The organism is Photobacterium sp. GB-36 (assembly GCF_003026135.1).
Lineage (GTDB): Bacteria > Pseudomonadota > Gammaproteobacteria > Enterobacterales > Vibrionaceae > Photobacterium.
The window spans coordinates 65,683-86,958 of the sequence record NZ_PYNY01000001.1 but is presented as its reverse complement, the minus strand read 5'-3'; the positions used below and the strand labels follow the sequence as shown (position 1 = coordinate 86,958).

At 39.9% G+C, this 21,276-nt stretch carries 20 protein-coding genes; 12 read left to right on the top strand and 8 right to left on the bottom strand.

Annotation, left to right across the window (positions count from 1 at the left end):
• Positions 1–116: 116 nt before the first annotated feature.
• The 4 genes from thrS to rplT all read left to right on the top strand — a co-directional run bounded on the left by thrS (position 117) and on the right by rplT (position 3,295).
• Positions 117–2,048, top strand: a complete 1,932-nt coding sequence (gene thrS, locus C9J46_RS00385; RefSeq protein ID WP_005367384.1) for a threonine--tRNA ligase — start codon at positions 117–119, stop codon at positions 2,046–2,048.
• Positions 2,049–2,051: 3 nt separating this feature from the next.
• Complete coding sequence (gene infC, locus C9J46_RS00380; protein ID WP_107205852.1) at positions 2,052–2,603, top strand: translation initiation factor IF-3; 552 nt, start codon at positions 2,052–2,054, stop codon at positions 2,601–2,603.
• A gap of 99 nt (positions 2,604–2,702) precedes the next feature.
• Positions 2,703–2,897 carry a 50S ribosomal protein L35 gene (rpmI, locus tag C9J46_RS00375; protein ID WP_005367387.1) on the top strand — a complete coding sequence of 65 codons (195 nt, stop codon included), beginning with the start codon at positions 2,703–2,705 and terminating at the stop codon, positions 2,895–2,897.
• Between the two features lie 44 nt (positions 2,898–2,941).
• On the top strand, positions 2,942–3,295 hold the full coding sequence (gene rplT, locus C9J46_RS00370; protein WP_005367388.1) for a 50S ribosomal protein L20: 354 nt from the start codon (positions 2,942–2,944) through the stop codon (positions 3,293–3,295).
• Between the two features lie 99 nt (positions 3,296–3,394).
• Here rplT and C9J46_RS00365 read toward each other — a convergent pair whose 3' ends face one another.
• The 3 genes from C9J46_RS00365 to C9J46_RS00355 form a co-directional block, all read right to left on the bottom strand.
• On the bottom strand, positions 3,395–3,844 hold the full coding sequence (locus C9J46_RS00365; protein WP_107205853.1) for a hypothetical protein: 450 nt from the start codon (positions 3,842–3,844) through the stop codon (positions 3,395–3,397).
• A 14-nt stretch (positions 3,845–3,858) separates the two neighbouring features.
• Positions 3,859–4,116, bottom strand: coding sequence for a YiaA/YiaB family inner membrane protein (locus tag C9J46_RS00360; RefSeq protein WP_107205854.1), 258 nt, complete (start codon positions 4,114–4,116; stop codon positions 3,859–3,861).
• A gap of 145 nt (positions 4,117–4,261) precedes the next feature.
• The gene (locus C9J46_RS00355; RefSeq protein WP_107205855.1) at positions 4,262–4,507 is read right to left on the bottom strand and encodes a phenylalanyl-tRNA synthetase subunit alpha; all 246 of its coding nucleotides are present in this window, start codon (positions 4,505–4,507) and stop codon (positions 4,262–4,264) included.
• A 745-nt stretch (positions 4,508–5,252) separates the two neighbouring features.
• Between C9J46_RS00355 and pheS the strand changes: the two genes are divergently transcribed.
• The 7 genes from pheS to rlmC all read left to right on the top strand — a co-directional run bounded on the left by pheS (position 5,253) and on the right by rlmC (position 13,829).
• A complete protein-coding gene (gene pheS / locus C9J46_RS00350) occupies positions 5,253–6,236 on the top strand; it encodes a phenylalanine--tRNA ligase subunit alpha (RefSeq protein WP_005367402.1) in 984 nt (327 codons plus the stop codon).
• 20 nt (positions 6,237–6,256) lie between these two features.
• Positions 6,257–8,644, top strand: a complete 2,388-nt coding sequence (gene pheT, locus C9J46_RS00345) for a phenylalanine--tRNA ligase subunit beta (RefSeq protein ID WP_107245333.1) — start codon at positions 6,257–6,259, stop codon at positions 8,642–8,644.
• Positions 8,645–9,132: 488 nt separating this feature from the next.
• On the top strand, positions 9,133–9,429 hold the full coding sequence (gene ihfA, locus C9J46_RS00340; protein ID WP_005367406.1) for an integration host factor subunit alpha: 297 nt from the start codon (positions 9,133–9,135) through the stop codon (positions 9,427–9,429).
• A 203-nt stretch (positions 9,430–9,632) separates the two neighbouring features.
• Positions 9,633–10,676, top strand: coding sequence for a succinylglutamate desuccinylase (gene astE, locus C9J46_RS00335; RefSeq protein ID WP_107205857.1), 1,044 nt, complete (start codon positions 9,633–9,635; stop codon positions 10,674–10,676).
• Between the two features lie 100 nt (positions 10,677–10,776).
• Entirely contained in the window at positions 10,777–11,769 is a 993-nt protein-coding gene (gene btuC, locus C9J46_RS00330) for a vitamin B12 ABC transporter permease BtuC (protein ID WP_199186998.1), read from the top strand.
• Between the two features lie 4 nt (positions 11,770–11,773).
• Positions 11,774–12,532, top strand: a complete 759-nt coding sequence (gene btuD / locus C9J46_RS00325; RefSeq protein ID WP_107205859.1) for a vitamin B12 ABC transporter ATP-binding protein BtuD — start codon at positions 11,774–11,776, stop codon at positions 12,530–12,532.
• 151 nt (positions 12,533–12,683) lie between these two features.
• A complete protein-coding gene (rlmC, locus tag C9J46_RS00320) occupies positions 12,684–13,829 on the top strand; it encodes a 23S rRNA (uracil(747)-C(5))-methyltransferase RlmC (protein WP_107286968.1) in 1,146 nt (381 codons plus the stop codon).
• Between the two features lie 40 nt (positions 13,830–13,869).
• Here rlmC and C9J46_RS00315 read toward each other — a convergent pair whose 3' ends face one another.
• The 3 genes from C9J46_RS00315 to C9J46_RS00305 all read right to left on the bottom strand — a co-directional run bounded on the left by C9J46_RS00315 (position 13,870) and on the right by C9J46_RS00305 (position 17,643).
• Entirely contained in the window at positions 13,870–14,910 is a 1,041-nt protein-coding gene (locus C9J46_RS00315) for an FUSC family protein (protein ID WP_107205861.1), read from the bottom strand.
• A 178-nt stretch (positions 14,911–15,088) separates the two neighbouring features.
• On the bottom strand, positions 15,089–16,774 hold the full coding sequence (locus C9J46_RS00310) for a methyl-accepting chemotaxis protein (protein WP_107290460.1): 1,686 nt from the start codon (positions 16,772–16,774) through the stop codon (positions 15,089–15,091).
• A 242-nt stretch (positions 16,775–17,016) separates the two neighbouring features.
• Positions 17,017–17,643 carry a thiol:disulfide interchange protein DsbA/DsbL gene (locus C9J46_RS00305; protein ID WP_107290357.1) on the bottom strand — a complete coding sequence of 209 codons (627 nt, stop codon included), beginning with the start codon at positions 17,641–17,643 and terminating at the stop codon, positions 17,017–17,019.
• 209 nt (positions 17,644–17,852) lie between these two features.
• Between C9J46_RS00305 and yegD the strand changes: the two genes are divergently transcribed.
• Positions 17,853–19,205 carry a molecular chaperone gene (gene yegD, locus C9J46_RS00300; protein ID WP_107205864.1) on the top strand — a complete coding sequence of 451 codons (1,353 nt, stop codon included), beginning with the start codon at positions 17,853–17,855 and terminating at the stop codon, positions 19,203–19,205.
• Between the two features lie 53 nt (positions 19,206–19,258).
• Here the strand turns inward: yegD and C9J46_RS00295 are convergent, their stop codons facing one another.
• Positions 19,259–19,567: a high-potential iron-sulfur protein gene (locus tag C9J46_RS00295; protein ID WP_107205865.1), complete on the bottom strand. Its 309-nt coding sequence runs from the start codon at positions 19,565–19,567 to the stop codon at positions 19,259–19,261.
• A 258-nt stretch (positions 19,568–19,825) separates the two neighbouring features.
• Entirely contained in the window at positions 19,826–21,220 is a 1,395-nt protein-coding gene (locus C9J46_RS00290) for a sodium:alanine symporter family protein (protein ID WP_107290356.1), read from the bottom strand.
• Positions 21,221–21,276 lie beyond the last annotated feature (56 nt).

Here is a 21,276-nt window from a genome sequence, read left to right as displayed (position 1 = left end):
GCTCAGTATTGCGGTATCGAAAGTAAGGCGTTTTTTATTCGTAAAAGCTTCTGAAAGCTTTATAAATTCAACATGTGCTACTTGGTGTGTGGCACCACTGTTAAAGGACATTATTCATGCCTGTAATTACTCTTCCTGACGGTAGTCAACGTCAATTCGACGCGCCTGTATCAACTATGGACGTGGCACTTTCAATCGGTCCTGGTCTTGCTAAAGCAACGATCGCAGGGCGTGTTGATGGTGTACGCGTAGATGCATGTGATCTAATTGAAAACGACGCAAGCCTTGAAATCATCACTGCAAAAGATGAAGTCGATGGTTTAGAGATTGTACGTCACTCATGTGCTCACCTATTAGGCCATGCAATTAAGCAGCTTTACCCAGATGCGAAAATGGCTATTGGTCCTACAATCGATAACGGTTTCTACTACGATATCGACTTAGAGCAATCACTAACTCAAGAAGATCTTGAAGTGATTGAGAAGCGCATGGTTGAGCTTGCTAAAACCAAATACCAGGTTGTTAAGAAAAAAGTAAGCTGGCAAGAAGCACGTGATGCATTTGATGCTCGCGGCGAAACTTACAAAATTGAAATTCTTGATGAGAACGTAGCGCGTGATGACCGTCCAGGTCTTTACCACCACGAAGAATACATTGATATGTGTCGTGGTCCACACGTACCTCACATGGGCTTCTGTCAAAACTTCAAACTATTAAGCGTTGCGGGTGCATACTGGCGTGGTAATAGCGACAATAAGATGCTTCAACGTATCTACGGTACTGCATTCCACGATAAAAAAGCATTAAAAGCACACCTTACTCGTTTAGAAGAAGCGGCTAAGCGTGATCACCGTAAAATCGGCAAGCAACTTGATCTGTTCCATATGCAGCAAGAAGCACCGGGTATGGTGTTCTGGCATCACAACGGTTGGACTATCTTCCGTGAGCTAGAAGTATTCATTCGTGAAAAACTAAATGAATACGATTACCAAGAAGTTAAAGGTCCTCTAATGATGGATCGTGTGCTTTGGGAACGTTCTGGTCACTGGGATAAGTACGCAGATGCGATGTTCACAACAAGTTCTGAGAACCGTGAATACGCTATCAAGCCAATGAACTGCCCAGGTCACGTACAGATCTTTAATCAAGGTCTGAAATCATACCGTGATCTTCCATTGCGTATGGCTGAGTTTGGCTCATGTCACCGTAACGAACCATCAGGTTCACTTCACGGCATTATGCGTGTACGTGGTTTCACCCAAGATGATGCGCATATTTTCTGTACAGAAGCTCAAGTACAACAAGAAGTTACATCTTGCATCGAAATGGTGTATGATACTTACAAGACATTCGGTTTCGACAACATTGTTGTTAAATTATCAACACGTCCTGAAAAACGTGTAGGTTCTGATGCAATGTGGGATAAAGCTGAATCAGACTTAATTACCGCGCTTGAATCAATGGAAATTCCATTTGAAATTCAAGAAGGTGAGGGTGCGTTCTACGGTCCTAAGATCGAGTTCACTCTTCACGATTGCCTTGATCGCGCATGGCAGTGTGGCACCGTTCAGCTAGATTTTGCATTACCAGAGCGTTTAGGCGCTACTTATGTAGGTGAAGATAATGAACGTCACACACCGGTTATGATTCACCGTGCAATTCTTGGCTCACTAGAGCGTTTCATCGGTATTCTTATCGAAGATTATGCAGGCTTCTTCCCAACATGGTTAGCGCCTCAACAAGCTGTAGTGATGAATATTACTGATGCTCAGTCAGAATATGTGCAAGAAATTGTAGAAAAATTGAAAAAATGTGGAATTAGAGTCAATGCGGACTTGAGAAATGAGAAGATTGGCTTTAAAATCCGCGAACATACTTTGAAGCGAGTGCCTTTCATGCTGGTTTGTGGCGACAAAGAAGTCGAAGCAGGCGTTGTAGCAGTTCGTACTCGCAAGGGTAAAGATTTGGGTAAATTCAAGATTGATGAACTTGTTGCATTTATGCAAGAAGAAATTAGCAGTCGTAAGCTCAATATTGTGGAGGAATAAGGTATTAAAGGCGGAAAAAGAACCCAAGCACCAGTTAAGCAAAACGCGCATCGTCTAAATGAAGAAATTCGTGGCGTACGTGAAGTTCGCCTGACTGGCCTTGATGGCGAATCAGTTGGTGTTGTTTCACTTGATGAAGCAATGGAAGTTGCTCTAGACGCTGGTGTGGATCTAGTTGAAATTAGCCCTAATGCCGAGCCACCAGTTTGTCGTGTGATGGACTATGGCAAGTACCTGTTCGAGAAGAGCAAGGCTGCTAAAGAGCAAAAGAAAAACCAGAAACAAATCCAGATCAAGGAAGTTAAATTCCGACCTGGTACAGACGAAGGCGACTATCAGGTAAAACTACGCAACCTGACTCGCTTTTTAGAAGAGGGCAACAAGGGTAAAGTAACGCTACGTTTCCGTGGTCGTGAAATGGCCCACCAAGGCATTGGTATTGAACTTCTAAATCGTATTAAGAGTGAGCTTGAAGAAATCGCGGTTTGTGAAAGCTTCCCTAATCGAGTAGAAGGTCGTCAAATGACCATGATGCTTGCCCCAAAGAAGAAGTAATAAAGGCATTCAAGTAGCTAAAAGCGCTGCTTAAGCAGCGCTTTTTGTTCGCCCTATTACTGTGATTATTAACTATCAACAATGCGGAGTTATCATCTCATGCCAAAGATGAAAACAAATCGTGGCGCAGCTAAGCGCTTCAAAAAAACAGCTGGTGGCTTTAAGTTTAAGCACGCTACTAAGCGTCACATCCTGACTAAACGTACTACTAAGAACAAACGTCAGCTTCGTCCAAATGCAATCCTTCCTAAGTGTGAAGTGGCTGCAGTTGCTCGTATGCTTCCGTTCGCTTAATCGTTTTTAGTTTTATATTTTATTATTTTAGTTAGGAGTCTCCTATGCCTCGCGTAAAACGTGGTGTACAAGCGCGTGCACGTCACAAGAAAGTTCTTAAACAAGCTAAAGGCTATTACGGTGCACGTTCACGTGTTTACCGCGTAGCTTTCCAAGCTGTTACTAAAGCTGGTCAATACGCTTACCGTGACCGTCGTCAGAAGAAACGTACTTTCCGTCAACTTTGGATTGCACGTATCAACGCTGCTGCACGTCAAAATGGTATGTCTTACAGCCGTCTAATCAACGGTCTGAAGAAAGCATCTATCGAAATCGATCGTAAGATCCTTGCAGATATCGCTGTATTCGACAAAGCTACTTTCACTGTTCTTGTGGAAAAGGCAAAAGCTGCACTGTAATTTCTCAGTTTAGTTTTTAAGTTAAAAGGAGAGCCTCGGCTCTCCTTTTTTCGTTGTATATCATACTTATTTCTTCTAAATATTCACTTCTCTATTGATTTATAGATGGCTTGCAAGTAATAGCTCTAACTGTAAACTCAATTGTTCTATTTGCATTCTATGCTCCATATCTAAGTAAGCTTCATTAGATATTGCTTTTTTAAAAAGAATTAAAAGGCGTTTAGTCTTCTCCTTATATTTTTGTCGTTTGATGAGATCTTTGTTTAATTGTTGTTGCTGTTTACTTAATGCAAATAAAGCATGGTGAATAGGCTTTGTGCATTTAGGTTTTAATTGAGGGTTATCTTTTAATATTCTTGGTCTAGAAGGGTGAGGCTCTGGTAGTGGATTGTTAATAAGCATTAAGAAATGTTGATCAGCATCGGTAAGTTGCTGCTTGAGGCATTTTTCATCCTCAAGCAACTGACTCTTCTTTACTTCCAATGTTGTTATGACTTGTTTTAATTGCGAATATTGAAAGTAGAGGTATTTGAAGGAAATATTCGTCATGGCTGATAGCTATGTTATTCATCGAGCTCATTAAGTAATTTAGCTGTTTTCGCTTCTTCTATTCGATTGATTAAACGATTTGATTCAGATTCATCACGAATAGCTTTACTTAAAGTGATCGTTGCACTGACAAGAAATAAGCTACAAATACTGTAATAGCCTTTCACGATTAAATCGCCCGGTAATTTGACGATACTAATGATCATTGCGATGGTCGCAATAACAAAAGTAGCCTTAGCATACGTTAACCAATAGTTATCTTGTTTTTTCATGTTATATCCTAATTAAATAAAACAGTGTTCGATTATGGTATGTGATATTGCTAAATAATTCAACAGTGTATTTTATTTTTATCAGATATAAAAAAACCAGCACTTTAGAAAGAGGTGCTGGTTTAAAAATTAAAGAAAATAAAACTTATGCTTTAATCATACGACGCTGCTTGTTTGCGCGAGCACGAGTTTTAAATAGAAACGCAAGGAATGGAACTAAAAGAGCGTTAAGACCAATGAAGAATACAAGGTTAACAATGTTAAATCCTGCAGCTGAGTTAATAGGCATTGAATGCGCTAGGCCGTAGTTACCAAGAGCAAGTAATGCGGTGCAAAGGATCATTGCAATTGTTGAGATTTTTAATAGTGCAGCTAGATCTTTATTGTTCATCAGAGACTTCCTAACTTTGATTTTGATCATAATTTACACTGAAAAATGTAATTTTAAAACAGGTTTGATAATTAATTTCACTATTTATCGTCAGAAGTATAAAAAAAGCGACGATAATTATTGCGTATCTATATTGATATTTTGTTATCAATTTTGGTTTTTATTTAACAAATAAAAGGGTCTCAATGTTGCTGAATATAGTTTTTGGTCTGTGTTTTAGTGTGTTTAAAACTCATTAATAAAGAGATGAGAAATCCCACAAATAAACCATTAAAAGCAAAGTAATACAGCACATGTATATAGTCGATATGAAACTGAGTTATTAACGGTTCTTAAACCATAATAGGCATGCTAGAGAGCATACCCATATTGGCCATGATTATGAGGGCAATACAAAGCAGTAATGTGACTCTTAAGATTTTTAATAGTGCTGTGAAATCTTTAATGTCCACTGTTATTCCCTCAAAAAAGACGTAATAAAATTACTCTCAGTAGAGAAAGTTTGATACGTAAAAAATGATAAATAGGAATGCTCATACAATGTAATGATTTTCTTATTGTTAGGCGCTAATTGATTGAAATCCTCAATTTTTGCCGTTCAACTGATAAAGACGTTTTTTTTTCGTCCAAACTTGCGCTTTTAGTACGATTCAATTTGGATTTAGACGCTGCTTTCTTTAGTATGTATCAATACGCGATTTTATATCTCCCTTAAGGACGCCACCTGTGGGTGGATGAGGATACGATGCAACATCTAGACGAGATTATTGCCAACGCAACGGCAGCTATTGAGCAGGCTGATTCATTAGTCGCTCTGGACGAAGTCCGAGTTCAATTCCTAGGTAAGAAGGGTCACTTAACTCTTCAACTTCAAGCCCTAGGTAAATTACCACCAGAAGAACGTCGCACTGCTGGTCAAGAGATCAACAAAGCGAAACAAGCAGTGCAAACACTCCTTGTAGAGCGTAAAGATGGCCTACAACGTGCAGAGCTTGAAGCTAAGCTTGCGGCTGAGACTATCGATGTTTCTCTGCCTGGTCGTCGTATTGAAAATGGTGGCTTACACCCAGTAACACGTACCATTGAGCGTATTGAAAGTTTCTTTGGTGAGCTTGGTTTTACAACTGAAGCTGGCCCTGAAATCGAAGATGCTTTCCACAACTTCGATGCGCTAAATATTGCTGAAGATCATCCAGCACGTACCGACCACGATACGTTCTTCTTTAACCCAGATCTGATGCTACGTACGCACACATCAGGTGTTCAGATCCGTACAATGGAAAATGGTCAACCGCCATTCCGTTTCATTGCTCCTGGTCGTGTTTACCGTAATGACTACGATCAAACTCACACACCAATGTTCCACCAAGTGGAAGGTATGTTAGTTGATGAAAACGTAAACTTTGCGCAACTAAAAGGTATTCTTCACGATTTCCTTTGTAATTTCTTTGAAGAAGAAGTTGAAGTACGTTTCCGTCCTTCGTTCTTCCCATTTACAGAGCCTTCAGCTGAGGTTGATGTAAAAGGCAAGAATGGTAAGTGGTTAGAAGTATTAGGCTGCGGCATGGTACACCCTAATGTTCTACGTTCAGTTAACATCGATCCTGAGAAATACTCAGGCTTTGCATTTGGTATGGGCGTTGAGCGTCTAACTATGCTTCGTTACGGCGTTAACGATTTACGTGCGTTCTTTGAGAACGACTTACGTTTCCTAAAACAGTTTAAGTAAGCACTAGGGGCTAGAAATCTATGAAATTCTCTGAATCTTGGCTACGCGAGTGGGTTAATCCTGCAGTAAACAGCGAAGAGCTAGCTCACCAGATCACAATGGCTGGTCTGGAAGTTGACGGTATTGAAGCAGTTGCTGGTGAATTCACTGGCGTTAAAGTGGGTCAAGTGGTTGAGTGTGCACAACACCCAGACGCAGATAAACTTCGTGTTACAAAAGTGGATGTAGGTGCTGAAGAGCTTCTAGACATCGTTTGTGGCGCATCTAACTGCCGTCAAGGTATCAAGGTTGCGGTTGCAACGGTTGGTGCTGTGCTTCCTGGTGATTTTAAAATTAAGAAAGCAAAACTACGCGGTCAACCTTCTCACGGTATGCTTTGTTCATTCACTGAGCTAGGTATTGATGTTGAATCTGACGGCATCATGGAACTTGCAGAGGATGCAGTATTAGGTACTGACTTCCGTGAATTCCTAGGTCTTGACGATGTTACTATCGACGTTGATCTAACTGCTAACCGTGCTGACTGTCTAAGTATTGCAGGTCTTGCTCGTGAAGTTGGCGTACTTAACCGTGCTGAAGTCACTGAGCCTCAATTTGAGATCGTTGCACCTACAGCTGCTGACACTATTGCTATTGATGTTAAAGCACCTGCGGCATGTCCACGTTACCTTGGTCGTATTGTTCGTAATGTTAATGTTCAAGCTGAAACACCATTATGGATGCAAGAAAAACTACGTCGTTGTGGTACACGCTCAATTGATCCAATTGTAGATATCACTAACTACGTATTGCTTGAAATGGGTCAACCAATGCACGCATTCGATCTTGCTAAGATCGACGGTGGCATCGTTGTTCGTATGGCAGAGCAAGGTGAGAAACTAACACTTCTTGACGGTAACGAAGCTGAACTTAACGACAACACCCTAGTCATTGCTGATAACAAGCAAGCACTAGCGATTGCTGGTATCTTCGGTGGGGAGTTCTCTGGTGTTAACACTGAGACGAAAGACGTACTACTTGAGTGTGCATTCTTCGCTCCTGATGCTATCCGTGGTCGTGCTCGTAGCTATGGCCTACACACTGATTCTTCACACCGCTTTGAGCGTGGTGTTGATGCAACACTACAAATGAAGGCGATGGAGCGTGCAACAGCACTTATCGTTGAAATTTGTGGTGGTGAAGTTGCGCCAATCGTTGAAGCTGAATCAGAAGCTGATTTGCCAAAAGCTGCAACGATTGAACTTCGTCGCACTAAGTTAGACCGTCTATTAGGCCACTCAATTGCTTCTGAGGAAGTGGTTGAAATCCTAACACGTCTAGGCTGTGACGTTGAAACTACAGATGCTGGCTGGAAAGCAACAGCACCTGCGTGGCGTTTTGACATGGCAATTGAAGAAGATTTAGTGGAAGAAGTGGGTCGTATCTTCGGCTACAACAACATTCCAAATCAATCGCCAGTTGCTGCACTAAGCATGAACTTACACAAAGAAGCGAACCTTCCGCTTAAGCGTGTACGTGATCTGCTTGTTGATCGTGGTTACCAAGAAGCGATTACTTACAGCTTCGTTGAGCCTGAGCAACAAAAACTTATCGTGCCTGAAATTGAGCCATTGATTCTGCCTTTCCCAATTTCTGCAGATATGTCAGCAATGCGTTTAAGCTTGTGGACTGGCTTACTAAATACAGTTGTGTTCAACCAGAAGCGTCAGCAACCACGTGTTCGTCTATTTGAAGCTGGCTTACGTTTTGTTCCTGAGCAATCAGCAGAAAACGGTATGCGTCAAGAAATGATGCTTGCTGGTGTGATTGCAGGTAACCGTAGTGATGAGCACTGGGATATTGCAACTAACACTGTAGATTTCTTTGATCTTAAAGGTGACGTAGAAGCCGTACTTGAGCTAACAGCTAATGAAGCTGCATTTAGTTTCAAAGCCGCTAAGCACCCAGCACTTCACCCTGGCCAATCAGCAGCAATCGTTGTTGACGGCAAAGAAGTTGGTTTCATTGGTACTGTACACCCAGAGCTAGAGCGTAAGTTCGGTTTGAATGGTCGTACAATCATGTTTGAAATCGAGTGGGCGGCAATTAACACTCGTATGCTTCCTGAAGCGGTAGTTGTATCTAAGTTCCCTGCAAACCGTCGTGATATCGCCGTTGTGGTAAACGAAGATGTATTAGCTGGTGATGTTGTTGCTGCTTGTCGTGAAAACGGTGGCGAGCTACTGACAGATGTTAACCTATTTGACGTTTACACGGGTAAAGGCGTTGAAGAAGGTAACAAGAGCCTTGCAATCGCACTAACGCTACAATCAGCGGAGCGCACATTAGAAGAAGCCGATATTGCATCAGCAGTAGAAGCTATTGTTGCTGCACTTGCTGAAAAGTTCGGTGCATCACTACGTGACTAAGACTCGTCAATAAAAGTTAATCGCGTTAATTACAAAATATTGACGCGTTTAACTCCTTGTTTTTTAAAAGCAGCCAGCAACGGCTGCTTTTTTTTTGATCTTTCTCCAAAAAATTAATAAGACTCTGATTAATAGATATTTTTTACTTTTTCTATGTTTTATAAAATATATAAGATGATAACTGTTTGTTTTTAAATGATTTTATTGTTGGTCTGTTTTGTTTTTATTTCAACTGATTGCACAATGGAAAGTGTGTGAAGCAAAAATATATTAAGAAATTAACGTGAAGTTTACGTAAAAAAGTTGGCGGAAATCAGCAAGTTGGCTTAGACTTGACTCTAGTTGATAAGGAAGTTGAGATGTTAATCTCTTCAAGCACCAACTATAGGTGTTATTAGCCTTATTAACGTAACCTTATTCACAGTAACAAATTGGAATGATGCCAGTGTTGTTACTATACATTCAACATAGTCTTGAGGGAGTTATCTATGGCGCTCACAAAAGCCGATTTGGCTGAGAACCTGTTTGAGAATGTTGGATTAAGCAAACGGGACGCCAAGGATACGGTGGAAGTCTTCTTTGAAGAAGTTAGGAAGGCTCTAGAAAATGGCGAACAAGTAAAACTGTCTGGTTTTGGTAATTTTGACTTACGAGACAAAAACGAGAGACCAGGGCGTAACCCGAAAACTGGCGAAGATATTCCAATTTCTGCGCGTCGTGTAGTCACTTTCCGTCCAGGTCAGAAACTAAAAGCACGTGTAGAAACATTAGAAGTACCTAAATAAGCCCGTTTAACGCTTAGTCAAATCGAAACCCAAGTGAATTTATTCTCTTGGGTTTTTTATTACCTCTTGCTGAGATAAGTGAACCTTCATGAGGCTGTGGGTTGTCATTATGTTGCTATTGTGTTTAAAGTTTGGTGTTTTATACTGGAGGTTAAAGCTATTGGGCGATTGTATTTCATAACGTTTATGTACATGGAGGTAATATGACGTTTGTTGATGAAGTGAAAAAAGGCCGTTTTTTATCGGCAACTTGTGATTTATCATTACCATTCACGGTCGGCGAATGGATATTGGAATCTGGTATTCATTGTAAATTGTTGCAGCGTGGTGTACTACAAATCACGCCGGTAGAGCAAATGAGTACGGCAAAAGATATTGTTTTATCTTCTGGTGTGCATGGTAATGAAACGGCGCCAATAGAATTAATACAACAGTTAGCGGAAGGTATTTTACTTGGGCATATTGAACCGGTTCATCGGTTACTGTTAATTATTGCTCACCCTGAAGCTATTAATAACAAAACACGCTTCATTGATGAAAATATGAATCGTTTATTCAAAGTTCGGAATCAAGAAAGGAACATTGACTGTACGATTGCAAATCAACTGCAAGAGGCTGTAAATAGCTTTTATGGTTCTTCTACAGCTATTCAACCAGAAAAGTGGCATCTTGACCTTCACTGTGCAATTCGACGCTCAGAACACTATACCTTTGCGATTAGTCCATATAGCCATAAGTTATCACGTAGCAATAGTCTGTTTAGTTTTATTCAGCATGCAAAAATAGAAGCGGTGTTATTGGCAAACGATCCTTCTTCTACTTTTAGTTGGTTTAGTGCGGAATATCATGGCGCACAAGCGCTGACGATTGAACTGGGTAAAGTTGCAGATTTTGGCAATAACAATTTAGCGCTATTGGCGCATTTTAGTAGAGCGATGATGAAGTTGGTGACTGAAAGCTCCTTGCCTATTACATGGAATAATGATGTCGAGGTCTACCGCGTTAGCCGCACTCTGCTGAAGCAATCTGACGATTTCAATTTCTCTTTTCCGAATGACTTGCCAAATTTTACATTTTTCGAAGAAGGCACCTATTTAGGTAGCGATAAAGAACAAGAGTTTATTGCGGATGAAAAAGGAGAGGCTGTTGTTTTTCCTAATGCGAATGTAGCTTTAGGCCAACGAGCAGCATTAATGGTAAAAAAAGCACATATCATCTTTGATGAGCAGATACGGTTATGTGGATAAGTTTTAAAAAATCATGTTTTTCATTATTACAATCTCATACTTTTGTTCTTTTACGAAGGTTGTAGGGTAGGGGGCTTTTACCATTTTGACGATGGATCGTATGTCTCTTAATGCATTATTAGCCCGTCAGCAATCACGCTGGCGGTTTAGTTTTTGGCTAATAGTTTTACTACTTATTCTTGTTTGTTTTTTTTCCTTATCCGTTGGGGAGTTGTGGATCACACCATGGGCACCTGAAGGCGGCTTAGAACAACAATTACTCCTACAGTTACGTCTGCCTCGGTTATTAGCTGCTCTGGCTATAGGGGCTGCTTTAGCAAGTTCTGGTGCCGTTCTGCAAGTATTACTTGGTAATCCATTAGCAGAGCCGGGTGTATTGGGTATCTCCGGTGGTGCAAGTTTAGCACTAGTTGCAGTATTATTCTTTTTGCCATTTGCACCATCTCCAATGCTTACCATGTTTACAGCGATGGGAGGCGCATTATTATTTACATTAATTCTCGTAGGGCTCTCACGTCGACGTAGTGTTTCAATGACTCGTTTATTACTGATTGGTGTCGCGTTGGGTATTTTGTCTAGTGCTGTTATTACTTGGGCATTTTATTTTAGTGATGATCTTAATATGCGACAGTTAATGTACTGGCTTATGGGAAGCCTTGGTGGGGTTAATTGGCAGCAACTCTCTTTGCTATTTTTTATTGTTCCTGTGTTAGCTGTTTTATGTTGTCAGGGGAAAAAACTCGATATTTTAATGTTGGGAGAGCTCCATGCGCGGCAACTTGGCTTGAACGTAGCGACTCTACGTTGGAAATTGATCTTAATGGTATCGTTATTAGTCGGTAGTGCTGTCGCGTTAGCTGGGATTATTGGCTTTATTGGGCTTGTTGTTCCGCATTTGATACGTTTGATGTTAGGCACAGAAAATCGTTTTTTGTTGCCGTTATCTGCTTTAGCTGGAGGGGTATTATTAGCCTTCGCCGATACGTTATCACGTATTTTACTGCCTTCTGCTGATCTTCCTGTTGGCGTTGTGACTACATCACTGGGTGCACCAGTGTTTATTTGGATGCTTATGCGAGCACAACTGGATTAATAATATGTTAATGATTAATCGTATTGCTGCTGAACATCGATTAGAGCCTTTAACCTTTTCTGTTGATAGCGGTGAGATCGTGCATTTTATTGGTCCTAATGGTAGTGGCAAAAGTACCGCAATAGGGCTTATTTCTGGGTTATTTTCTGCGGCTGGCAATGTCACTTTGGAAGGAATTGATCTAATGGATTATGATCTTGCTTCATTAGCGCGTGTGCGTAGTTATATGTCTCAGCAAGATAAGCCAAATTTTGCCATTCCTGTATACCAGTATCTTCTAATGTCTTTTACGGCGTTGGGTGAAGTAAAAGACGTGATTAAACAAGCTGCAATTGATGAAGTGTGTGGGTATTTAGGTATTGTTGATAAATTATCGCGAAGTATACAAACACTTTCTGGTGGTGAGTGGCAGAGAGTCAGATTAGCTTCCGCTTGTTTACAAGTTTGGCCTGCATTAAATCCCGACGCTAAATTTCTATTACTTGATGAACCCGCTGCATCTTTAGATATTGGCCAAGAAGCGTCTATGTATAAATTGATACGGAAGATTGCGTCACAAGGGATCGCAGTGATTATGGCTAACCATGATTTGAATCGGACATTACGCGAAGCCGACAAAGTGGTATTGCTAGAAGCAGGCCATTGTTTTGCTGTTGGTAGGACGCAGGAGGTAATGATTGTTTCACAGTTAGAGAAGGTATTTAGTACTGGGATTGTAAAAGTGAATTATCAAGGCATTGAAAATTTAGTATTTGTTGATTAGGCAAATGGTATTGATTTATTGATGATATGCAGTAATAAAATGCGACATTTAAATGGTTGATAAAAATTTTTAATTATGATGATTTGTAATCTAAATAGTCATTTTTATTTCACAGGTTAGACTACCATTTTTTCCTGTAAACGTTTGAACTATGCATTGTCCATTCTCACTTCAAGGGGTATGCCAATCGTGCCCTTTAGCTTCGCTTTCATATCCGCAGCAGATTAAACAAAAAGATGATGTGTTACGTAGTTTGTTTTCAGAACATCACCCACAGCAATGGTTAGCACCAGTAGAAAGTGCCATTTCTGGCTATCGTAATAAAGCCAAAATGGTGGTGCTGGGCGCAGCTCATGAACCATGTTTAGGTATTCAAAAGCAGACTGAGGATTCAACGGCAGGATCTAAACCGATTAGTTTGTGTACTTGTCCTTTGTATCCCGCAGATATGCAAGCGTTGTTGATCTATATTGAGCGTTGGATTCGTTGTGCTGGTATTCCACCTTATAACGTAAAGAAAAAGAAAGGTGAGCTGAAATTTGTGTTATTAACACGCAGTGATAGTCGAGGTGAGTTTATGCTTCGATTTGTATTGAGAAGCCATGAGGCTATCGCTCGTATTGTTAATAATTTACCTGAACTAATGGCGGCATTTCCTACGGTAAAAGTCGTATCGGTGAATATTCAGCCCGTACACATGGCACGCTTAGAAGGGGAAGAAGAAATTTTCTTAACCTCTGATCATTATTTATTAGAACAATTTAATCATGTTCCATTAGTTGTAAGACCTAAAAGCTTTTTTCAAACCAATCCAAAAGTGGCAGAGAGCCTTTATGCAACAGCAAAACGTTGGGTTAGTGAGATAAAGCCAGCTTCTATGTGGGATTTATTCTGTGGTGTTGGTGGTTTTGCGTTACATTGTGCTGAAGAGGTAGAGCATGTTACTGGTATCGAAATAGAGCCAGAAGCCATTGAGAGTGCTAAACATTCTGCTGAAATTATGGGGGTGACGAATTTACGGTTTGCAGCTTTAGATTCAACCAGTTTTTCGCAATCAAATAAAAGTGCGCCAGAATTAGTATTGGTGAATCCACCGAGGCGGGGGATTGGTGAACAACTGTGCCAACAACTAAATGATTTTGCACCAAAACATATTATTTATTCAAGTTGTAACCCTTATACGCTAGAGCAAGACTTAGCGAGGTTATCAGGATATAAGGTAATGAAGTTACAATGGTTTGATATGTTCCCGCACACAGAGCATGTTGAAGTTATGGTGCTACTTGAACATATTTAATGTTTATAAGGTAAAAGGGCATAACGTTATGCCCTTATTTTTATTTGTTATTCAAGTGAGAGTAGTATTCACTTAATAAATGAGTAAGCACTGAAAATTGGCGAGCTATCTCACGGTTAAGCCATAAATAACCATAATAACTAATATTACTGGCATCACTTTGCTCATGGTTTTCTGCCGGAGGTAAAAGTGAGAGCATTTTTATTTCTTCTTGTTTAACAGGTAAAATATGTTGGTTTTCTATTTGAATAGCTAGACGTGAGAATCGGTCTGCTAATTGCTCTTTTGCCTCCATTAGACCAGGCATGTCGTTAATTTTATTCTGTCCTAACTGTTTATCCCACCTTGTGTGTAGCATTGATCCCATCATGGTAAATATTTGTTCTTCTGTCAGCATGATCTCAGTTAAGAGCTGTTTACTGGCAATATTCTCATTTTTAGTATGTGGCTGAAGGCTAGTTTGTTTATCAAGTATGTTTGATAGGGGATTGATATCTATAAGTTGAAAGTTTTCTGCCGCTATTTGCTGGTTATGCTGATGATAATAGTTACAACAGAGCTTGATGAACTGATGAGTGTAATTAAGATAATGCTCCGTTGCACGAGCAGGAAAAATATATAAGCTACAACAAATAGCAACGATAGCGGCCCAAAACACATTGATTGTGCGCCACATTGCAGCATGTAAATCCTCTGGGCCACCGCCGGCAACCACAACAACAGTAATAGCAACAACAAGTGCCGCATAAGAATACTTACCTTGTGTATAGTAAATTGCTGTAACCACCGTAGTGATTAAAATAATGTGGTGGAGCCAACTGTATGAAGTGGGTATTAAATAGAGAGATAAACCTATAATCGCCCCTAATATAGTTCCTGTTATTCGTTGATTAGCTTTGGATAAAACACCACCAAGAAAGTGAATACTGCCCATGATTGTTACTGTAGTAATCAGCGCCCATGAGCCATAAGGTAAGCTAAACATTTGAATAATAGAGACAATAATACTAAGTGCAACAAACACGCGAAACACAAGTAGTTGGCGGAAATATTTGATTGCAAAGCGAGAATAATTCTTCATACAAAACATTCGTTAAAATTTTCTAAATCATACAAAGAACGTGATGAAAGTCACTATTTAATTGTGAGGATTGAACTCGTCATTTACCTGAAACATGTGTCAGGTTGGTGAACGTTTGATAAAAATAAAGGCACTATAGAGTGCCTTTAGTCGGTTTTATTATTAGCTTGAATGGCAATTATTGTGTTTTAAATTGTCCTACTAGTTGCTGCAATTTATGACCCGCATCATCCAGTTGACTTACGATAAGTTCAGAGTTTTTATTTTCTCGAATCAAGTCGGTCACAATATTTTGGATAGAACCCATGTTGCCGCTTATCTCACCTGTTACTGCATTTTGCTCGGTAGAGGCCGCTGCAATTTGATTAATCTTACCATTTATTTCAGTCACAGCTTCTGTGACTGAAATAAGGTTATTTGAAATTTGATTCGTCGAACTTACCGCATCATTACAAGACGTCTGACTTTTATCCATTGCTTGAACAGCTTGTGTAACCAAGTTATGTAATTGGTCTAACATCTCATTAATTTCTAATGTACTGCTTTGAGTACGACTAGCAAGCCCGCGAACTTCATCAGCAACAACGGCAAAACCACGACCTTGTTCACCCGCACGCGCAGCTTCAATAGCGGCATTCAATGCAAGTAGGTTAGTTTGCTCAGCAATATCGCCAATCACTTTTAGTACATTGTTAATATTATGCGATTGCTGGTTTAGTGCATCTATGTAGCCAGAAGCTTGGGTTACTTCATCAACTAACGTATTTATTGAGACTAATGATGTATCCACTTGTTGTTGTGCGATAAGTGCAACATCACTCATCTTTTCAGTGCCAGAAGCCACATCGTTGGTGTTTTCTGCTATTTCATTTGCAGCAAGGCTCATTTGCTCAACGGCAGCAACAACTTGTTCAGTTTCGCAATTATGTTCGTTTAGTTTAGCGGTTAAGGCATTAGTTTGATTATGTACATTATGCGCCGTTGTTGTCAGGCTGTCTGTCGTCGCTGAAACTTGGGAAATAATACTTTGTAGCTTATTAGCAAAACGGTTAAATGCTTTACCGAGTTGTGCAATTTCGTCATTACCTTCAACTACCAGACGTTTGGTTAGATCACCTTCACCATCTGCAATATCGTTAAGTGTTTTAACCATACGTTCAACCGGCTTAATGATACGGCTTGTGATAAATAAAATAATCATTGCAGAAATAACGGCTAGAATAATCGCAATAAAAGCGACGGTATTGATACGATCTTTCATATCAGCATGAATCTGCGCTGTGTATTGTGCAACACTGTTATCTATATCATCTAGGTATAAGCCTGTACCGATAAACCATTTATTATTATTAAGCGTAATGGCATAACTTTCTTTTGGTTGGGCTGGCTGGTTCGCTTTTTTAGGAAAGCTGTATTTAACAAACTGGCCATTATTTTTAGCCGCATTAATTAATACTTTAATGTAAGCTACGCCGTTAGCATCCGTCGCGCCAATTTGATCAGTACCTTGAATGGAAGGTTTAAGAGGGTGGGCAACATTTACCCCCTCCATTGTGTAGATAAAAAAGTAACCCGCATCATTCGCTGCAAAGCGAATAGGCGTAATAAGTTGGCGGATTTCATTAAGCTGTGTTGCTTCATCACTGTTTTTAGAAATGATGTTTTCAATGGCGTGCTTAGTAATAATAACCGCGTCTTTAAGTTCTTGTTGTCTTTCTGAAATAAGCTCTTGCTTATAATGTGCCACATTTTTTGTCAGAGATTGGTTCTCTAAATAGATGACGATACACATCGCTATACCGAGAATAGCGATCATAGGCAATAAGCTTAGTAGTAATAATTTGTGCTTGAGTGTGTTGATCATAATTCCATTTGCCTTATCCATTATTAATCACTGATATGCATACGAGAGTGTTTACTGTGTAGTATGCACATATAAGTTTATGTAAAGATAAGAAAAAAATATTTCTGATAGATGTATCTTTGATATCTGTTCAATTAAAAGTCTCATTGTTACAGCTGTTTTCATTGCTGGATATAGAAATGAGAATTGCATCGATAAAAAAATACCCACCAATGAGGTAGGTATTCTTAAAGAGTATGATTTTATTTTTTGTTTTTAAGGTATGTAATTGTGTTTGCCATATCTTGTAAGCTGTCGTGAGCGCTTGTATTTACAAGATATTTGCCATTAATCAGGAATGCCGGTACTGATTGTAATGCAGCATTGCGAACGGTATCTTCAGATTGCTGGAGTAGCTTAAAGATTTCAGCTTGCTGTTCTTTTGTTAATTCATACGGACTTTTTAAACCGTTATCATGGAAGATTTTTGATAAGGCGACTTTGCGTTGCGCATCTGTCATATCTTTTGGTGAGTCTTGTACGAAAGAAAATAACGCTTCTACTAGTTTATGGCTAGGTTCGTTATTCGTTTGAATCATTGCTGCGTAGAAAATAAAAGCCGCTTTTTGCGCACTTTCATTGAAAGTCACGTGTACTTGATTGATGTTTTTCGTGTTTGTTAATTTTTGAATCTCTGGCAGCATACCTTCCATATTACGGCAGTGCCCACAAGACAGTGAAAAAATCTCTGTGACAGCGGGCATGTTAGGCATAGGGGTTGGAATTATTGAATACTTATCGCCTTCTTGGGGTGTTTTAGAATCAGAACATGCTGTTAATGTTAGTGCTGCTAATAGTACAACGAAGAAAGATTGGTAAATACGTTTCATTGTGGTCTTCTTTATAGAATTAAATAAAGAGTATTATGGCGATAATTAAATAACATTGCATCGTAAAGTTACAAAATAACACCAAATTGTCTAATGTTAGCGTTATTTTGTTGATGAATAAACGTAAAGAAATAGTGTGAATAACTCAGTGAAAAGCCTATGTTGATGGGGTATTATTGCTGGCTTTATTATTGCTTTGAGTGCTTCAAATGTTTATTGGATTTGATTATGGGACGGCAAATTGTTCAGTCGCAAGAATGGTAAATGGTAACCCCGAACTGTTACCGCTAGAACACAATAATCATTTTATTCCATCAACGTTGTGTGCCCCTACACGAGAGGCGGTATCAGAGTATCTATACCGTTTTATGGGGATATCCCCAACAGACAGTGTTGGAGAGCAAGTATTACGTCGCGCAATGGCTGTTAACCGTGAAGAAGATATTGAAATTTTCCGTGGTGATTTACAGTTTGGTGAAGCCGCACTAAATACCTATTTGTCTGATCCTGAAGAAGTCTATTACGTTAAATCTCCTAAATCTTTTCTTGGTGCCAATGGCTTACGTGACGCGCAGATCAGTTTTTTTGAAGATCTTGTTTGCGCTATGATGGCGAATATTAAACATAATGCAGAGCAGCATCTTCAATCAGATATTACACAAACCGTGATTGGTCGTCCGATCAACTTTCAAGGGACAGGGGGGGAAGCTGCAAATATTCAGGCTGAAAAAATTCTCTCTCAAGCAGCGAAACGCGCAGGTTTTAAAGATGTTTCGTTTCAGTTCGAACCCGTTGCAGCTGGTTTAGAGTTTGAATCAACATTAACTGAGAATAAGACAGTACTTGTGGTTGATATCGGTGGTGGTACTACAGACTGCTCACTCATAGAAATGGGGCCTAAATGGATTAATGAGCAAGATAGAACACAGTCTCTACTTGCACATAGCGGACAGCGTGTGGGTGGGAATGATTTAGACATTCATCTTGCTTTTAAGCAATTGATGCCAGAATTTGGTTTAGGGAGCAGAACTGCACGAGGCATTGATATGCCGTTTAATCAATTTTGGAATCCTATCGCGATTAATAATGTTGCGGCACAAACTGAGTTTTATTCTGAAGCCAATTTACGCGCGTTAGAAAAGTTACGTTATGACGCTGCAGATCCTGCAAAACTAAGCCGCCTTATTCATGTTTATCATGAGACCTTGGGATACCAAATTGTACGACGTGCAGAAGAAGCTAAAATAGCGTTATCTGAGCAAAATAAATATCGTGTTGATATGGCAATAATCAACGACGTATTTGCAGTCGATATTACTGTTAAGCAATTTGCAGAAGCGATCGCAACCCCGACAGATAAGATGCGTGATCTTATCGTAGAAGTGCTAGCACAGAGTAATAAAAAACCAGATGTGGTGTTTATGACGGGAGGAACCGCACGTTCTCCAATTTTGAGGCAGTGTATTGAGTTGCAGTTGCCAGACATTCCTATTGTGAGTGGTAATTTTTTTGGTTCAGTTACTGCTGGATTAGCACGTTGGGCTGAACGTTGTTACCGTTAATTCTAATAAAGTGATAAAAAGGCCTTTGATATGGCCTTTTTATTTGAAAAGAGCTAGGCAGGTTTAGGGGCGTAAGCAGAACACCATCCCTTAGCATTAACAAGCTTACCAGGGAATATTTTACATGGGCGCCATGCCGCGCTTGCATCACCTTCAATAAGCATACAGCTATTACAATTACTGTCGCCTTTAGTGGATTCGTTAACATATTTTAGTGCTTTTGCCTGTGGATCATCGGTAGACAAATGTGGAAGTTCAGCCGCTTGGGCCGGTTTTACTAATAGCTTGCTTCCAATACTCAGACCAATAATTCCACCAACAGTCAATTGTAAAAAGCGTCGACGTGAAGATTGATTTTTCATTGCAATGTCCTTTTTTAAGCACATGAGTTTCAACTCATTTAACTTATTAATTATTAAAGTAGGGGATAATCAATAAGTGACCTACGCATCATCTACTACTAATATAGACGAGTGATGGATAAAGCTGATTGTTTAATCTACTTATAGATTAAATCAATATTACGTAAGTAATGTCAAAAAAGATGATTTTTGCTGTGTAAAAGTAAGCAAAGAGTGAAGAATGAGCCTCACAGTAGTGAGGCCCATAGATATTCTATTTTATAGTGCTGAAATAGGTTGGCTATTTTCTTGCTTTAATTTTGCGAAAAAAGCCTGTGTTTCAGCAATGACTACGTGGCGTAATACAACGAGACCAATAAGGTTAGGGATAGCCATTAAGCCATTAACAATATCTGCAATTACCCAAATCATATCTAGCTGCATGAAGGCGCCGCCAGCGATAAGTACAAGGAAAAATAACTTGTAAGGTAAAATTGCTTTCACACCGAAAAGGTAAGTAATACAACGTTCGCCATAGTAATTCCAACCTAAAATAGTGGTAAAGGCAAAGAACATTAAGCCAACAGATACCATTAATGGACCGTAATAGCTCGAATGTAGACCTTCAGCAAAAGCATGGGTTGTCATTGCAGCACCAGCAAAATCAGAAGACCAAGCGCCAGTAACAATCAATGTTAGACCTGTCATCGTACAGATAATGACGGTATCAAAGAAAGTACCTGTCATAGAAATAAGGCCTTGGCGCACACAAGAATCAGTTTGTGCTGCAGCTGCTGCAATAGGTGCGCTACCTAAGCCAGATTCATTTGAGAATACCCCGCGCGCAATACCAGACTGAATAGCAAGCATGATCCCAGCACCTACAAAACCACCTGTAGCGGCATGCCCTGTGAATGCAGATTCAATAACTAAGCTAATAGCATTTGGAATGGCGTCAAAATTACTCGCTAATACACTGATACAAGCAATGATGTAAAAACCAGCCATGAGTGGAACAACAGTACTTGCAACACTTGAAATGGATTTAATACCACCCAGTGTCACTGTCGCAACCAATACAGTTAAAATAACAACGGTGATTTCTTTCGGTACATTGAAAGAAAGCTGTGCGGCTTCAACAATGGCGTTCGCTTGTGGGAAAGTACCAATACCAAAACATGCAACACCAACAGCAAAAAGTGCGAACAGTTTCGCAAGCCATTTGCTACCCACACCTTTTTCGAGGTAGTACATTGGGCCGCCTAAAATTTGGCCGTTACTGTCAACTTCGCGGTATTTTACCGCTAATAAACATTCTGCATATTTCGTTGCCATACCTAATACAGCAGCAAGCCACATCCAGAAAAGTGCACCAGGGCCACCAAGTTTAATTGCAGTGGCTACACCAACAATATTACCTGTACCAATTGTTGCAGAAAGGGCAGTACATAGTGCGGCGAAGCTAGAAACATCGCCTTCACCTTTACTATCAGCATCTTTTTTGCCACCAAATACATAGCGCAATGCCAGTGGTAGATAATGGACTTGGATAAAACCAAGACGGATGGTTAAGTACAAACCTGTACCGACTAGTAAGATCAGTAATGGCGGTCCCCAAACAAGACTGTCAAAGGCTTTAAGAAAATTAAAAATTGTATCGTGTAGTGGATTCATTATTCCTCCTTTAAACTTCAAAGGAAGAGATATAGAACAACATAAATGTTGGATGC

What these genes read in the sequence shown, in the direction of transcription:
- thrS (WP_005367384.1), top strand. Translation starts at nt 117, where the DNA reads ATGCCTGTAATTACTCTTCCTGACGGTAGTCAACGTCAATTCGACGCG.
- rpmI (WP_005367387.1), top strand. Translation starts at nt 2,703, where the DNA reads ATGCCAAAGATGAAAACAAATCGTGGCGCAGCTAAGCGCTTCAAAAAA.
- rplT (WP_005367388.1), top strand. Translation starts at nt 2,942, where the DNA reads ATGCCTCGCGTAAAACGTGGTGTACAAGCGCGTGCACGTCACAAGAAA.
- C9J46_RS00365 (WP_107205853.1), bottom strand. Translation starts at nt 3,844, where the DNA reads ATGACGAATATTTCCTTCAAATACCTCTACTTTCAATATTCGCAATTA.
- C9J46_RS00360 (WP_107205854.1), bottom strand. Translation starts at nt 4,116, where the DNA reads ATGAAAAAACAAGATAACTATTGGTTAACGTATGCTAAGGCTACTTTT.
- C9J46_RS00355 (WP_107205855.1), bottom strand. Translation starts at nt 4,507, where the DNA reads ATGAACAATAAAGATCTAGCTGCACTATTAAAAATCTCAACAATTGCA.
- pheS (WP_005367402.1), top strand. Translation starts at nt 5,253, where the DNA reads ATGCAACATCTAGACGAGATTATTGCCAACGCAACGGCAGCTATTGAG.
- pheT (WP_107245333.1), top strand. Translation starts at nt 6,257, where the DNA reads ATGAAATTCTCTGAATCTTGGCTACGCGAGTGGGTTAATCCTGCAGTA.
- ihfA (WP_005367406.1), top strand. Translation starts at nt 9,133, where the DNA reads ATGGCGCTCACAAAAGCCGATTTGGCTGAGAACCTGTTTGAGAATGTT.
- astE (WP_107205857.1), top strand. Translation starts at nt 9,633, where the DNA reads ATGACGTTTGTTGATGAAGTGAAAAAAGGCCGTTTTTTATCGGCAACT.
- btuC (WP_199186998.1), top strand. Translation starts at nt 10,777, where the DNA reads ATGTCTCTTAATGCATTATTAGCCCGTCAGCAATCACGCTGGCGGTTT.
- btuD (WP_107205859.1), top strand. Translation starts at nt 11,774, where the DNA reads ATGTTAATGATTAATCGTATTGCTGCTGAACATCGATTAGAGCCTTTA.
- rlmC (WP_107286968.1), top strand. Translation starts at nt 12,684, where the DNA reads ATGCATTGTCCATTCTCACTTCAAGGGGTATGCCAATCGTGCCCTTTA.
- C9J46_RS00315 (WP_107205861.1), bottom strand. Translation starts at nt 14,910, where the DNA reads ATGAAGAATTATTCTCGCTTTGCAATCAAATATTTCCGCCAACTACTT.
- C9J46_RS00310 (WP_107290460.1), bottom strand. Translation starts at nt 16,774, where the DNA reads ATGATCAACACACTCAAGCACAAATTATTACTACTAAGCTTATTGCCT.
- C9J46_RS00305 (WP_107290357.1), bottom strand. Translation starts at nt 17,643, where the DNA reads ATGAAACGTATTTACCAATCTTTCTTCGTTGTACTATTAGCAGCACTA.
- yegD (WP_107205864.1), top strand. Translation starts at nt 17,853, where the DNA reads ATGTTTATTGGATTTGATTATGGGACGGCAAATTGTTCAGTCGCAAGA.
- C9J46_RS00295 (WP_107205865.1), bottom strand. Translation starts at nt 19,567, where the DNA reads ATGAAAAATCAATCTTCACGTCGACGCTTTTTACAATTGACTGTTGGT.
- C9J46_RS00290 (WP_107290356.1), bottom strand. Translation starts at nt 21,220, where the DNA reads ATGAATCCACTACACGATACAATTTTTAATTTTCTTAAAGCCTTTGAC.